Annotated in this window: 13 protein-coding genes; 2 read left to right on the top strand and 11 right to left on the bottom strand. The window is 64.2% G+C overall.

The genetic code is table 11. The annotated features are described in order from the left end of the window. Window positions 1-4: 4 nt before the first annotated feature. On the top strand, window positions 5-730 hold the full coding sequence (locus HF690_RS09425; RefSeq protein ID WP_113064803.1) for a response regulator: 726 nt from the start codon (window positions 5-7) through the stop codon (window positions 728-730). A gap of 7 nt (window positions 731-737) precedes the next feature. Here the strand turns inward: HF690_RS09425 and recO are convergent, their stop codons facing one another. From recO to HF690_RS09370, 11 genes are all read right to left on the bottom strand, one after another. Continuing rightward, window positions 738-1,454: a DNA repair protein RecO gene (gene recO, locus HF690_RS09420; protein ID WP_168609245.1), complete on the bottom strand. Its 717-nt coding sequence runs from the start codon at window positions 1,452-1,454 to the stop codon at window positions 738-740. A 58-nt stretch (window positions 1,455-1,512) separates the two neighbouring features. Then, window positions 1,513-2,421, bottom strand: a complete 909-nt coding sequence (gene era, locus HF690_RS09415) for a GTPase Era (protein WP_113064801.1) — start codon at window positions 2,419-2,421, stop codon at window positions 1,513-1,515. Further along, on the bottom strand, window positions 2,418-3,074 hold the full coding sequence (gene rnc, locus HF690_RS09410; RefSeq protein WP_168609244.1) for a ribonuclease III: 657 nt from the start codon (window positions 3,072-3,074) through the stop codon (window positions 2,418-2,420). Before rnc ends, era begins: the two co-directional genes overlap by 4 nt. 4 nt (window positions 3,075-3,078) lie before the next feature. Beyond that, window positions 3,079-3,456: a DUF4845 domain-containing protein gene (locus tag HF690_RS09405; RefSeq protein ID WP_113064799.1), complete on the bottom strand. Its 378-nt coding sequence runs from the start codon at window positions 3,454-3,456 to the stop codon at window positions 3,079-3,081. 48 nt (window positions 3,457-3,504) lie between these two features. Then, complete coding sequence (gene lepB, locus HF690_RS09400; protein ID WP_113064798.1) at window positions 3,505-4,311, bottom strand: signal peptidase I; 807 nt, start codon at window positions 4,309-4,311, stop codon at window positions 3,505-3,507. 116 nt (window positions 4,312-4,427) lie between these two features. Further along, window positions 4,428-6,218, bottom strand: a complete 1,791-nt coding sequence (gene lepA / locus HF690_RS09395) for a translation elongation factor 4 (protein ID WP_168609243.1) — start codon at window positions 6,216-6,218, stop codon at window positions 4,428-4,430. Window positions 6,219-6,366: 148 nt separating this feature from the next. Beyond that, complete coding sequence (locus tag HF690_RS09390; RefSeq protein ID WP_113064796.1) at window positions 6,367-7,794, bottom strand: DegQ family serine endoprotease; 1,428 nt, start codon at window positions 7,792-7,794, stop codon at window positions 6,367-6,369. A gap of 166 nt (window positions 7,795-7,960) precedes the next feature. Further along, window positions 7,961-8,677: a sigma-E factor negative regulatory protein gene (locus HF690_RS09385; protein WP_168609242.1), complete on the bottom strand. Its 717-nt coding sequence runs from the start codon at window positions 8,675-8,677 to the stop codon at window positions 7,961-7,963. A 2-nt stretch (window positions 8,678-8,679) separates the two neighbouring features. Beyond that, complete coding sequence (gene rpoE / locus HF690_RS09380) at window positions 8,680-9,270, bottom strand: RNA polymerase sigma factor RpoE (protein ID WP_113064794.1); 591 nt, start codon at window positions 9,268-9,270, stop codon at window positions 8,680-8,682. Between the two features lie 177 nt (window positions 9,271-9,447). Further along, the gene (locus HF690_RS09375) at window positions 9,448-12,036 is read right to left on the bottom strand and encodes an EAL domain-containing protein (protein ID WP_240151694.1); all 2,589 of its coding nucleotides are present in this window, start codon (window positions 12,034-12,036) and stop codon (window positions 9,448-9,450) included. 2 nt (window positions 12,037-12,038) lie between these two features. After that, a complete protein-coding gene (locus tag HF690_RS09370) occupies window positions 12,039-12,518 on the bottom strand; it encodes a hypothetical protein (RefSeq protein WP_146742300.1) in 480 nt (159 codons plus the stop codon). A 210-nt stretch (window positions 12,519-12,728) separates the two neighbouring features. Between HF690_RS09370 and HF690_RS09365 the strand changes: the two genes are divergently transcribed. Then, window positions 12,729-14,789, top strand: a complete 2,061-nt coding sequence (locus HF690_RS09365; RefSeq protein ID WP_113064792.1) for a 3-hydroxyacyl-CoA dehydrogenase NAD-binding domain-containing protein — start codon at window positions 12,729-12,731, stop codon at window positions 14,787-14,789. Window positions 14,790-14,794 lie beyond the last annotated feature (5 nt).

Below are 14,794 nucleotides of genomic sequence, written 5' to 3'. Positions count from 1 at the left end.
GACCATGCCCGACGTCAACGAAGCAACCGCTTCGCCCGCCTGCGTCCTGCTCGCAGAGGACGACCCGGTCAGCGCCTTGTTCATGGCGGAGGCCATGCGTGGGCTGGGGCTGGACGTCGAATCCTGTGCCGATGGGACACAGGCCTTGTCGTGTGCACGCGAGCGCCGTTACGACCTGCTGATGCTGGATTGCCGCCTTCCCGGCCACGGCGCGCGGGAGATTCTCGACGCGCTGTCGAGCGAGACCACCTCGGCCTCGCACGGCGTACCCGCCATTGCCAGCAGCGCCGAAGTCACACCGGACATGGAGCGCGAGCTTCGCGCCAGCGGTTTTCGTGAAGTCCTGCGCAAACCGCTGCAGGTTCACGAGCTCGAACAGGCTGTGCAAGCCCTGCTACCGCATGCTCCTCCCTTGCTGGACGAGACCGCGGCCCTGGACGCCAGCGGTGACGCGCACACGCTACAGGCGCTGCGCGGTCTGTTCCGCAAAGAACTCGAGACCTTGTCCGCACAGCTCGACGCCTTGATCCAGGAACGCGGGGCGCTGAACGAGCGCCTGCACCGTCTCCGCGCTTCGTGCGGATTTTGCGGTGCGCTGCCGCTGGCGCGTGCATGCGAACAACTTTCGTCCGCCACGCCGGAACGCCGCGATGCGGCGCTGGAACATTTCCGCGAACGACTCGCGGGAACCTTGCTGGCGCTGCAAGAACGCGCGCCGTCCAGCGACTGAGGTCGACTCAACTCGCCGAAGGTGGGCCAGGACGCAACATCCGCCAGGCACGCAACTCGGTACCACCTAGGTGAAAGCGCAACACCTCGCGCATCAATCCACGCAGGCGGCGCAGGCCATCCTGCTCCGGACAGCGATCGGCAGCCAGCGCCAGCAGATCCTCGCCCCGTACAGCCTGCGGCGCCTGCGGAGCGCAACGCTGAGCGCCGGTCTCCGGGAAATAGCGATACAGCGCCTGCGGATCCAACGGCGTTCGGGCATCCGCCTCATGACGAAGCTGCATGGCATACCCCAGCGCATTCAGAAGATCCCGCTCGAAACGCCGGAGCGGCCAACCTGGCGCCTGCGCAGTGTCGAGTCGTGACAGCGTATCGGCATACGCATCGAACAGCATCGGCTGCGGATCCTGGCGCGCGCACATGCGCACGACCAGTTCATTGATGTACAGACCCGAAAGCAGCGCATCGCCCTTCAATCGCAGCAACCGGCCCACCGGCTCGATGCCGCGCAGCGTGGCCAGCTCACCACGCAAAGTGAAGTCCAGCTCCAGCGACTGGAAAGGCTCCAGGTCGGCCCGGCGCAAACGCGAGCGTGGACCGCGCACGCCTCGCGCCACCACGCCGAGACGCCCATGATCGCGCGTCAGGCACTCGAGCAGCAGAGACGTCTCGCGGTAGGCACGCGCATGCAGTACATAGGCAGGCTGCTGCTGGACGAGAAGCATCGGGAACGAAGTCCGAAAGCGGAATCGCTAGGCTAGCGCAGGACGACCGCCGAGAGGATCAGTCGGTGTAACCGAAGCGTTTCAGCGCGTTCTCGTCGTCGCCCCAGCCGGCACGGACCTTGACCCAGAGCTTGAGAAAGACGCGCCGTCCGAACACACGCTCGATGCTGCGCCGTGCGGCCGCGCCGACAGCCTTGAGCTGTTCCCCGCGCGCACCGATGACGATGGCCTTCTGGCTGTCGCGCTCGACCCAGATCACGGCATGAATCTCCGCCAGACCGTCCTCGCGATCCGCAAAGCGCTCGATCTCGACCGTGGTCGCATACGGCAGCTCCTGATCCAGCCGCAGCATGAGTTGCTCGCGCACCATTTCGGCGGCGAGAAACCGCTCGCTCCGGTCGGTCACGTCGTCCGGACCGAAGATCGGCGCGCGTGACGGCAACCGCGAAAGAATGCCCTTCTCCAGATCCTGGAGACCCTTGCGCTTCAGCGCGCTGACGTAGAAGATTTCATCGAAACTGTGCTGCTCGGACAACTCGGCCACGAACGGCAGCAGGGCTTCCTTGTCACGCAGCTTGTCGACCTTGTTGATCGCCAGCAGCGACGGCACCGAACGCTCGGCGAGCGCTGCGTAGACAGCCTCGTCTTCGTCGGTCCATCGTCCGGCCTCGACGACCTGAACCGCCACATCGACCTCGGCGATGGCCGCGCGCGCGGCACGGTTCAGGCTCCGGTTCATGGCCTTGCGCGCACCGCGGTGCAGGCCAGGCGTGTCCACGTACAGAATCTGACCGTCGTCGCTGTTGGCAATACCGAGAATGCGGTGACGCGTCGTCTGCGGCTTCGGGCTGACGATGCTCAACCGGAAACCGATCAGGGCGTTGAGCAAGGTCGACTTGCCCACGTTCGGGCGCCCGACCAGGGCCACCATGCCGCAGCGGAAATCCTGCTCGGCGGAATCATTCATTTCGTGTCTCCGCGCTCGAGTCGTACAAGCGCTTGTTGGGCCGCGCTTTGTTCAGCCGCGCGACGGCTTTTGCCCTGGGCTTCGAAACGCATCGTGTCGGGCTGCTGCAGCGTGCATGCGACCTCGAAGATACGGGCGTGATCTTCGCCGTGCGCGGCAAGCAGCTCGTAGGTCGGCAACGTCAGCCCGCGCGCCTGCAGCCACTCCTGCAGACGCGTCTTGGCATCCTTGCGCGAACGTGGCGTGTCCTGCACCAGTGCAGCGAACTGCTTCTGCACCACGCGCCGGCAGGCATCGAAGCCTGCATCGAGGTATACCGCCGCAATCAGGGCTTCGTAGGCATCGGCAAGAATCGAATCACGTCGATATCCACCGCTCTTCAGTTCCCCCGGTCCCAGACGCAGCTTGTCGCCAAGCTCGAGTTTGCGTGCCAAGCCGGCCAGTCGCTTGCCATTGACCAACTCCGAACGCAAGCGTGTCAACTCGCCTTCGCTTGCATTCGGGTGGGCTTCAAACAGCATCTCGGCGACCACCAGATCCAGCAACGCGTCGCCGAGAAATTCCAGACGCTCGTTGTTCGGCCGGCCGATGCTCCGATGAGTCAGCGCCAGTTCGTACAGAGCCGGGTCGCGAAAGGAATGATCCAGCTTCACACGCTCACTCGACCGATCCGGACAACGGAACGCTCTTCTCGAAATGCATCAGGAAGTCGATGTTGTAGATGAAATGCACGCGTTTGTCGTACACAACGTGAAGCGTGGTCGAACCACCGCTATTTTGTTCGAAACGGACGTTCTTCGAACCGAACTGATCGTCCGCGTACTGGAAGCTGAGCTTGTACATGAACTCGCGACGGATCTGGTCGCGGCTCTTGCCGGTCAGGTCCTCCTGCGATATTTCCTTCATCGCCTTCTCGACGCCCATGTAGTGGTAGTACGGCGGGAACAGCTTCATCGCCATGTACGCGAAGAAACCCGCGATCAGAATGATGAAGATAAAGCCGAACAGCGTGATGCCTTTCTGCCTGGATTTCATGATTTCGGTCTCCCCTATGCGGCGCCCGCCGGGCCGCCCTGATGCCAGTTAATGCAATACCGTTCCGATGCGGTTCATCGAATGCAGGCTCAGCCAGATGAAGAAGGCCTTGCCGACAAGGTCCTTTTCCGGCACGCAGCCGTGGTAGCGACTATCGTCACTGTCGTCACGATTATCGCCCATCACGAAATAGCAATTCTGCGGCACCGTGACCGGATTGTCGCCATTGGGCACGTTGGGCGCGAAATGCGCCAGCGGCGTCTCGATGATGTGGTGATGCACGCCATCCAGATTCTCGTCCAGCACCATGCCCTGCTTGCTCATGATCATGCGGTCGTACTTGTCCGACACGTCGCCGGCATAGGGCCCGATGGGCTGCGTCTCGACGCGCTTGCCGTTGACGAAGACCTGCTCGCCGCGCACCACGACCTTGTCGCCAGGCAGACCCACGACACGCTTGATCCAGTCCTGATCCGGCGACCACGGCGGACGAAACACCACGATATCGCCGCGCTTGGGCTCGCCCACCTTCAGAATCTTGGTGTGGAACACCGGCAGGCGCAGGCCGTAGCTGAATTTGTTCACCAGAATGAAATCGCCCACCTTCAAGGTCGGATACATCGAGGGTGAGGGAATGCGGAACGGCTCGGCCACGAACGAACGCAGCACCAGCACCAGCAGCACCACCGGAAACAGCGATCGCGACCAGTCCACCGGCCACGGATCGCGATAGTCCTTGCCCGTTTCCTCGGCGCGGCGCTTGCGCGCACGATAGAGGAAAGCGCGGTCCAGCCCCCAGACCAGACCGAACAGAACGGTGAGAACCAGCAGCGTCAACGCAAAATCGAATGCCATGCCTATTTCCTGAAAATCACGCGGGCGGCGCGTGGAATCACACTCGCCCTGCCATGGAATGCCGGGAAAACCGCCGGCACTCCTGCCGCCGATTGTGCCCTATTTCCCTGCATCGTCTACTTGTCGGCCTTCAGCACAGCCAGGAAGGCTTCCTGTGGAATCTCCACACGACCCACCTGCTTCATGCGCTTCTTGCCTTCCTTCTGCTTCTCCAGCAGTTTCTTCTTGCGGCTGACGTCGCCGCCGTAGCACTTGGCCAGCACGTTCTTGCGCAACGCCTTGACCGTCGAGCGGGCGATGATCTGCCCGCCGATGGCCGCCTGGATGGCGACGTCGAACTGCTGTCGGGGAATCAGTCCCTTCATGCGCTCGACCAGGTCCCGACCGCGGGTCTCGGCCTGCACACGGTGCACGATCAGGCTCAGCGCATCGACACGCTCGCCGTTGATGAGCACGTCCACGCGCACGAACGGGCCGGGCTGGAACCGCTGGAAGTGGTATTCCATCGAGGCGTAGCCGCGTGACACCGACTTCAGGCGGTCGAAGAAGTCCAGCACCACTTCGGCCAGCGGCAGTTCGTAGCTGATCTGCACTTGCGTGCCCAAGTACTGGATACCCTTCTGTACACCACGCTTCTCCTCGCACAGCGTGATGATCGCGCCCACGTGATCGGGCGGCGTCAGGATGCTGGCAACGATGATCGGCTCGCGGACCTCGGTGATCTGCGGCGACGCTGGCAGCTTGGCCGGATTGTCCAGGCTGATCACTTCGCCGTCGGTCTTCTCGACTTCGTAGACCACGGTCGGCGCGGTGGTGACCAGGTCCAGGTCGTACTCACGCTCCAGACGCTCCTGCACGATCTCCATGTGCAGCATGCCCAGGAAGCCGCAGCGGAAACCGAAGCCCATGGCCTCGGAGGATTCCGGCTCGAAGAACAGCGCGGCGTCGTTGAGGCGCAGCTTGTCCAGAGCCTCACGCAGGTCCGGATAGTCGTCGGCCGAGACCGGGAACAGTCCCGCGAACACGCGCGGTTGCATCTGCTGGAAGCCGGGCAGCGGCTTGTCCGCCGGATCGTTGGCCAGGGTCAGCGTGTCGCCGACCGGCGCGCCGTGGACATCCTTGATCGCCGCGTTGACCCAGCCGACCTCGCCCGCGCCCAGCCGACCCAGCTTCTTGCGTTTGGGTGTGAACACGCCGACCTCGTCGACACCGTGCGAGCGGCCGGTCGACATCACCTGGATCTTGCTGCCGGGCTTCAGTTCACCCTGCATCACGCGCACCAGCATCACCACACCCAGGTAGTTGTCGAACCAGGAGTCGATGATCAGCGCCTGCAATTTGTCGGTATCACCCGGCTTCGGCGGCGGGATGCGCTGGACGATAGCCTCCAGCACGTCGGTCACGTTCTCGCCGGTCTTGGCGCTGACCGCGATGGCGTCGTCGGCCTCGATGCCGATCACCGCCTCGATTTCCTCCTTGACGCGGTCCGGGTCGGCCGTGGGCAGGTCGATCTTGTTCAGCACCGGCACCACTTCCAGGCCCTGCTCCACCGCGGTGTAGCAGTTGGCCACCGACTGCGCCTCCACGCCCTGCGCGGCGTCGACCACCAGCAGCGCGCCCTCGCACGCCGACAGCGAACGGCTGACCTCATAGGAGAAGTCCACATGGCCCGGCGTATCGATGAAGTTGAGCTGGTAGGTCTTGCCGTCGCGCGCGGTGTACGGCAACGACACAGCCTGCGACTTGATCGTGATGCCGCGCTCGCGCTCAATGGGATTGTTATCGAGCACCTGCTCGGCCATCTCGCGCTCGGTCAGACCGCCGCAGAGCTGGATGATGCGATCGGCAAGCGTCGACTTGCCGTGATCGACGTGGGCGATAATGGAGAAGTTGCGAATATGATCCATGGAATCCGTGCTTGGCTTGGGCCATGCTGCCGTGTGCACATGGCAAGGCACCGCCCGCGGACGCAGACGGTGCAAGGCGTCGATTATCGCATGGAACGCCGTATCCATGCGCACCGCCGCAAGGGGCGGCGGTGCGCGGGAACAACGCTTATTCGCTGCCCGGCTTGGCCGCCGTGACCGTAACGAATGCCGTATTGCCGCCTCGATCACGGACCAGCAGCATCACCGTGCTGCCCGGCTTGTACTCGGCGATGGCCTTGTCGAACTGGGACACCGTGGAGACCTTCTTGCGGCCGACCATCAGCACCACGTCACCGGGGCGCAACCCGGCCTCGGCGGCATTGCGACCATCGACATGGTCGATGACCACGCCGCCCTCGCTGCGCTTGAGGCCCAGCATCTGGCGCTGATCGTCGGTCATGGACTGCACGCTGAAGCCTAGCTTGGAACTGCTGCTGCCCATCGAACCGGCGGACGGCCCGTCACCATTGCCCTTCAGCTCGCCGAGCTTGACCTTGATTGTGCGCGTCTTGCCGTCACGGATCACCTTCAGCGTGCACTCGGTGCCCGGAGCGGTGGCCGCTACCATCGGCGGCAGATCCGAAGCGGTGTTCACCACGCGCCCGTCGAAGTCCGTGATGACATCGCCGACCTTCAGTCCGGCCCGATCACCCGGGCTGCCCGGATTGACGGTACGCACCAGCGCGCCACGCACATCAGCCAGGCCCAGCGCCTTGGCCTTGTCCTGGTCGACATTCTGGATGCCCACGCCGATCATGCCCCGCGACACATGACCCTTGGTCTTGAGCTGCTGCACGGCATTCATGGCCAGATCGATGGGAATCGAGAACGACACGCCCATGTAGCCGCCGGTGTTGGAATAGATCTGCGAATTGATGCCGACCACCTGGCCATCCAGATTGAACAGCGGACCTCCGGAGTTGCCGCGATTGATCGGCACATCGGTCTGGATGAACGAGGTGTAGGGCTGGTCCTGGCGCCCCAGATTGCGTCCCACGGCGCTGACGATGCCCTGGGTCACGGTGTAGTCGAAGCCGAACGGCGAGCCGATCGCCAGCACCCACTGCCCCGGCTTGAGCTTGCTCGAATCGCCGATGGACACGGTCGGCAGGTCGTGCGCCTTCACCTTCAGCAACGCGATGTCATAGAGCTTGTCCGAGCCCACGACCTTGGCCTTGAAGGTGCGATGGTCCTGCAGGCGCACCGTCACCGAGTCGGCATCGTCGACCACGTGGTCGTTGGTCAGGATGTAGCCGTCACTGGAGATGATGAAGCCCGAACCCAATGAGGTGTGCGCGGGATCTTCCTGGGGCCCCATCGGGCCGCCGAAGAAACGACGAAGAATCTCCGGAATCTGCTGCTGATCCGGACCGCCCTGCTGCTGCATCTGCATTGAGGGCGACTTGCCGCCGTCGTACTTGGCCTCGACATGCACCACCGCAGGCGCGTTCTTCGAGACGATGCCGGTGAAATCCGGCAGTTGCGCGGCCTGGGCGCCGATGGCGAGCATCAGCAGACCGAAGGTGGCGCCGAGACGCATCGTAATGGCTCTCATGGGGTGGTTGCCTCCTTGGATGGTTTCGTCGAAACAGATGCCATGTCGCACATGGCCACAACGGGTCGACCAGCGGAACGCATGGTCCGCGGGGTTCTTCGATTTGGGAAATGGCGTCACGAGAACGCGAAGGACGACGGCGCACGCCGCCGTCCCGTTGTTTGCGTCAGTGCGCCTTCGTCGGCGATTCGGAGCTCGGCGTCATCGGGATGACCCAGCCGCCGACATCCGCCCGCCCGTACTGGCGGGGATTGGCGGCCTCGTGCGCCGGATAACCGCGCATGCTCATGTACGGCGCCGCCCGCCTTGCATACGTGGTCGGGATGAGTGCATCGCCGCTCAACTGGTACGTGGCAGGCGTCAACGTGTCACCGCGCAACTGACCATCCAGTGTGCTGGCCGATGCGCGCTGACTGAGCTGACCCGCCATCGGCGTGATCGACAACCAGCTCGGCACCTCAGGGGCGCGCATCACGGTGTTGGCGGAAACATCCGAAGACGTGTTCGCTGCGGCAATGGCCGGACCGCCTGCGGCTGCGTCGCCGGGGGACGAGGTCTGCGGCTGCGCAACCATCAGGGCCACGGCGGCCACACTGGCGGCAATCGCACCGCCGGCGGACCAGCGCAACCATCGTCGCGAGCCGTGACCGACCGCGGCGGAAGACGGCGCCGAATCCAGCGCAGCCATCACACGGTCGGCGAAATCGACGCGCGCCGCCCCGGAAAATTCGCCACGCAGGCAATCGCGTCCGACGTGGTAACTGGTCCACGACGCGCGCAATTCGGCGTCGTGCTCGACGCGCCGCAGCAGGAAGCGAACCTGATCGAACGCAAGCTCGCCATCGGTCAAGGCGGAGAGGTTCTCACGGTGGGCTTCGTTCATCTTTACGATTCCTCACGATGGGACAGCAGGGGCCGCAGTTGCCGGTCGATGGCCTCACGGGCCCGGAAGATACGGGAGCGCACGGTGCCGATCGGGCAATCCATGGCTTCAGCGATCTCCTCATAGCTGAGACCGTCCACCTCCCGCAGGGTGATGGCCGTGCGCAGCTCGTCCGGCAGTTCTTGGACAGTGGAAAACACGGTTTGTTCCACCTCCTCGCGCATCATTTCGCGTTCAGGGGTGGCCGTCTCGTACAGACGCTCCGCGGTCGGACCGTACATCGCGTCCTCGACGGCGATGTCATCGGCCGGCGGACGCCGCCCGCGTGCAACCAGGTGATTCTTGGCGGTGTTGACGGCGATCTTGTACATCCAGGTGTAGAACGCACTGTCGCCGCGGAACGACTTCAGGGCGCGCCAGGCGCGCACGAACGCCTCCTGCGCAACGTCTTCGCATTCGCTGCGGTCGGAGATGTAACGGGAAATCAGCCCGATCACCTTGTGCTGGTACTTGCGCACCAGCAGGTCGAACGCGCCCCTGTCGCCATTTTGTACGCGCTCGACGAGCGCGCGGTCCAGTTCGTTTTCGCCCATGCCGGGCCATTCTCCTCTGCAGTCCCCTGCGGGACTGCGCCCGTATCAGGTGTTCACCCGGCATCGACATGAGCGCCGATACGCGCAACCCTGACTATGACCGGCAAATCCGGCCGGAGTTCGCTAACGAGGATGGGGGCGGTCGCCAGGGTCGTCAAGAAGCCCCGCGCACGACCATCAACCGGCCATGCCGCCTTCGGCACGCCGCCCGTACAGACGCTGCCGCTCGGCCATCATGCGATCGAAGGCCTGCGCCGGCAGCGGACGGCAGAACAGATATCCCTGCACCTCGTCGCAGTGCTGTTCTCGCAGAAAACGCAGATGCGGCTCGATCTCGACACCCTCGGCGACCACATCCCGCTTCAGGCTGTGCGCCATGTCGATGGTGGCCTTGACGATGGCCTCGTCATCCGGGTCCACGCCGATGTTGCGCACAAAGCTCTGGTCGATCTTGATACGCCGCGCCGGCAGACGCCGCAGATAATCGAGCGAAGCGTGCCCGGTACCGAAATCGTCGATGGCGATCTGGCACCCGATCTCGTGCAGCGCGTCCAGATTCTCCATCAGGTTGGTGACCGACTTCACGCTGATACTCTCGGTCACTTCCAGCTCCAGGCTGCTCGGATCGAGTCCGCTGGAAGCGAGCGCGTCGGCGACCATCTTGGGCAGGCTCTTCTGGCGAAGCTGCACCGCCGACAGATTCACGCCGACGCGCAGCTGCAGGCCATACCGCTGCTGCCAGGCATAAGCGTCGGCGCAGGCCGTGCGCAGCACCCATTCGCCGATGCCGACAATGAGACCGGTTTCCTCGGCCAGCGGGATGAAGAAGCCGGGACTGATCATGCCCAGTTCCGGATGCTCCCAGCGCACCAGCGCCTCCATGCCGACGATGTCCTCGGACTCGACGTCGATCTGCGGCTGGTAGTACACACGCAGCTCGCCGTTGTCCTCGGCCTTGCGCAAATTGCTTTCCAGGGCGATTCGCTGCTGGCTCGACTCCTCCGAAACCGCCTGGTAGACCTGATAGTTGTTCCGTCCCATGCCCTTGGCGTTGTACATCGCCACATCGGCGTACTTGAGCAGGTCGTCGGCCGTGGTGGCGTCGTCCGGATAGAAGCTGATGCCGATCGAGGCCGTCATGCGCAGCTCGGAATCACCTTCCAGCGTCAGCGGCACTTCCATCAGGTTGACGATCTTCTCGGCGATGCGCTTGACGTCGTCGCGCTGGGTGATGTGGCGAAGGATCACCGTAAATTCGTCGCCGGCATAGCGCGCCACGGTATCGGAGCCGCGCACCGACTTGCGCAGACGCTGCGCCACGGCATTGAGCACCTTGTCGCCGACGGAATGTCCCAGCGAATCATTGATGCTCTTGAAGCGGTCCAGATCCACGAACAGCACGGCGAACATCTCGCCGGTGCGGCGTGCTTCACGCAGCGTGGTTTCCAGGCGGTCGTTGAACAGCAGGCGATTGGGCAGTCCGGTCAGGCCGTCCTGCAGGCCCTTGGCGCGTCCCTGCTCGCGTGCGCGTTGCAGCTCCAGATCGAAGCCGAAGCGCGCCGCGGCCACACGCAGCGTCTCGGCCAGCAGCGGCCGCCCGCGCCAGGAGTCGCGCGAACCGATCAGCAAGGCGCCAAGCACATTGCGGCGTTCGTCCAGCAGCGGCAATCCGGCGAATGCGCCGAAGCCCATCCTGGCGATGAAATCGTCATTCTGCGCCACCTGCGGGCTGATCGCCGGCAGCAGCACCGGGCGGCCGTCCAACACCAGCTTCAACGTGCCACCGTTAAGCGGGTCCGGCGCATCGCTGGTGAACTGGCGGCGCAGCTCACGCGTCAGCAACTGCGGGCCGTCCTCGAGTTCGGGGCGCGCCGAGTAGACCGCCACGTAGTCCAATTGCAGCAGATCCGCCAACAGTCGGGCCGAGGCGGCCATGCGATCCTCGCCCTTGCCCGTGGCCTGCATGCGGGCGAGCAGCCCCATGGCCATGCGCGCAGCTTCCAGTTCGCGGCGATCCCTCAGACTGACCAGATGCACGAGCTGACCGCCGCGCGTGACCGGCTGCATGGTCAAGTCGACCACGTCCGACTCGCCGTTCGCGCGCCCGCGATTGCAGCGGCGGCGAGCCACGCCGTCCTTCTCCACCACCTCGCGCATCTTTGCGAATTGACTCTCGCTCAGGCCGAGCAGGGGCGCCGCATCCCTGCCCCGCAGCTGTTCACGCCCGTAGCCGGAGCTGCGTTCGAAGGACGGATTCAGGTCCAGGATCTCGCCGTTGTCGGCATCCAGGACCAGCAATTCGTTGTCATCGCAATCGAAGGCAAAGCGGTAATCGCCCATCGCGCCGGCACCGACAATGGCCGGCTTGCGGTCCTTCCCGGACAACAGGGTCAGCAATTTGACACGTGTTTCCCCGACATCGATCGGACTCCGGAGCCAGTCATCGACACCGGGCGGAACATGCTGGTACCCCCAGGATCGCTGCTGCGGATCGGCACTGAGGATGCCGAGTATGTGCACGCCAGCTGCCTCTGGCAGGCTGCGAAGATGTGCACACAGCGCGACGTTCTCGTGTGCCTCGCCGTGGAAATCCAGAATCACCGCCTGCAATTCGGAGCCTTCGGACAGCAGATTGCGCGCCTGGCGCGCGTCGCGAGCGGTGTACAACGCCGCGAGCCCCTGTCCGTCTAGCGCATCGAAGAGTCTACGGCGATCATCGCGGTCCGCGGCCACAATCAGAACATGCGGTGCCAACTTGGCGAACATAGTCAGACCACCCAGCGTCCGTCGCGCAACCGCGGCCGCGCACCCGCCACGGCTCCGCCGATCACCGTCGCCAATCCGTCGACCGATTCGATCAACGCGTCGTCGTTGGTCAGCAATACCACCCGTCGCACTTGCTCCGAACGTCGCCGCTCGAGCTGACGAAGCAGCGTCTGCTCGGCGCGGTCGAGCGGCCCCTGCACGCCGATCATCAGATAGATGCCGAAATGCATGCTCTGCAGCACATAACGCAGCGTGTCGCCGACGCGCCGACATCCCGGAACCCGCACACCGCCTTCGCGCAGGCTGTGCAGACCGCCGTCGTGGTACCACACATATGCGCTCTGCCCGCTTCGACGCGTAATCTGCCTGAACTGTTCGACCAACACCTCGGGCTGATCGGTACGCAGCACCACAAGCGTCGACTCGGCGTCGACGATGCGGTCGAGAGTGTCTATGCCTGGCTGGAGTCCTGCCGCTTCCATCGTATGGTTCGTTCCAATGTTGCGTGACACAGCACCTGCGCCCCATCCACACGGCCGCGTCGCCTGCGCAGCATAAGCGATGCTAGCCCGATGCGCACGGGTTCCCCGGACATGTATACGCCACAGGTTCAGCACCGCTGTGAAGCATCTCGCATTCACGGAAACCTCGCGGTATCGTGATCGTCCCATTCCGCTGGCGATACAGAGCTCATGTTCGAGGGATTGCGCTTCAAGCACTGGCAGACCGGCTGCGACGACGACGGCATCGTGACCCTGGCCCTGGACCGGGCCGACAGCAGCGTCAATGCACTGTCGCGCGCGGTGATCGAGGAACTGGACGAAATCGTCGAGCGGCTGGCCATCGAAGCGCCGCGCGGCGTGATCGTCCATTCCGCCAAGTCCGCCGGCTTCGCGGTCGGCGCCGACGTCCACGAATTCATCGAGTTCGCACGCCACGACAGCGTGCTCGACAACATCCGCAACGGCCAGAAGGTCTTCCAGAAACTGGCGCGCCTGCCCTGCACCACCGTCGCCGCCATTCACGGCGCCTGCATGGGTGGCGGCACAGAACTGGTGCTGGCTTGCGATCAGCGCGTGGCCGTGAACGCCCCGAACACGCGCATCGGGCTGCCCGAAGTCATGCTCGGCATCCATCCGGGCTGGGGCGGCACCGCTCGTCTGCCGCGTCTGATCGGCGCACCGCAGGCGCTGCCGGCCATGCTCACTGGTCGCCCCTTCTCGGCAGGCCGCGCTCGCGCCGCCGGTCTGGTCGATGCGCTGTGCGAGGCCGATGCATTGATGGAGATGGCGCGCAAGCTTGTGCACCGTCCGCGCAAGCGACCTTTTCCGCAACGCTTCATGGCCTGGGCCACCAATATCTGGCCGACACGGCAGATCCTCGCACCGATGGTGCGCAAACAGACTGCCGCCAAGGTGCGCAAGGAGCATTACCCGGCACCGTTCGCACTGATCGAAGTCTGGCGCCGCGGCGGAAGTGATATCAGTCAGCGCCTGCGCCTGGAGGCCAAGTCAGTGACCCGGCTCGCCGCCACGCCGACCGCACGCAACCTGATCCGCGTGTTCTTCCTGCAAGAACGACTGAAGAAGCTCGGCTCCGATACCGAACATGGCATCGAGCACGTGCACGTAGTCGGCGCCGGCGTCATGGGCGGCGACATTGCAGCCTGGAGCGCACTCAAGGGATTCCAGGTCACGCTGCAGGATCGCGAAATGAAATATGTACAGCCGGCACTGGATCGTGCCCGCGCGCTGTACGAAAAGAAGCTGAAGTCCGCAGACAAAGCCGCCGAACCGATGTCACGCCTGCGCGCGGACGTCGAAGGCAAGGGCGTGGCCGACGCCGATCTCGTCATCGAGGCCATCTACGAGAACGCCGAAGCCAAGCAGAAGCTCTATGCGAACATCGAACCCCAGTTCCAGGCCAACGAGCTGCTGGCCAGCAACACCTCCTCGATTCCGCTCGATGAACTGCGCAGCGGCCTGAAACATCCCGAACGCTTCCTCGGCCTGCACTTCTTCAATCCTGTGGCGAAGATGCCGTTGGTCGAGGTCGTGCGGCACGACAAGATGGACGCGCAGACCGAAAAGCGCGCCCTGGCCTTCTGCAAGGCCATCGGCAAGCTGCCGGTGGCCGTGGCCGGCACGCCGGGCTTCCTGGTCAACCGCATCCTCATGCCCTATCTGCTGGAATCGATCCGCATGCTCGGCGAGGGCGTCCCCGGCGCCGTGCTGGACAAGGCCGCGCGTCGCTTCGGCATGCCCATGGGTCCGATCGAACTGGCCGACACCGTCGGGCTGGATGTATGCGTGTCCGTGGGCAAGGAGCTGGCGCCCTTCCTCGGATTGCAGATTCCACACGGCATGGAGGACCGTCTCGACGACGGCAAGCGCGGCAAGAAAGACGGTCGCGGGTTCTACGTGTGGGAAGACGGCAAGCCGCAGAAGCCGGAGGTCGAGTCCGGCTACAAGCCCGCCGACGACATCACCGACCGCATGATTCTTCCGATGGTCAACGAAGCCGTGGCCTGCCTGCACGACAAGGTCGTCGACGAGGCCGACCTGCTGGATGCCGGCGTGATTTTCGGCACGGGCTTCGCACCGTTCCTCGGTGGTCCGATCCAGTACATCCGCGAAACAGGCGCCGACGAATTGCGCAATCGGCTCGAGACCCTCGCGCGTAGTCACGGAGATCGCTTCCGTCCGCGCGACGGGTGGGACAGTCCACTCCTGCGCGAACGCTCGGACGTCTGAACCGG

Source organism: Oleiagrimonas citrea, assembly GCF_012395255.1.
Classification (GTDB): Bacteria; Pseudomonadota; Gammaproteobacteria; order Xanthomonadales; family Rhodanobacteraceae; genus Oleiagrimonas; species Oleiagrimonas citrea.
Note: the sequence above shows the minus strand (reverse complement) of the source record. Positions and strands in the feature narration are given on the sequence as shown.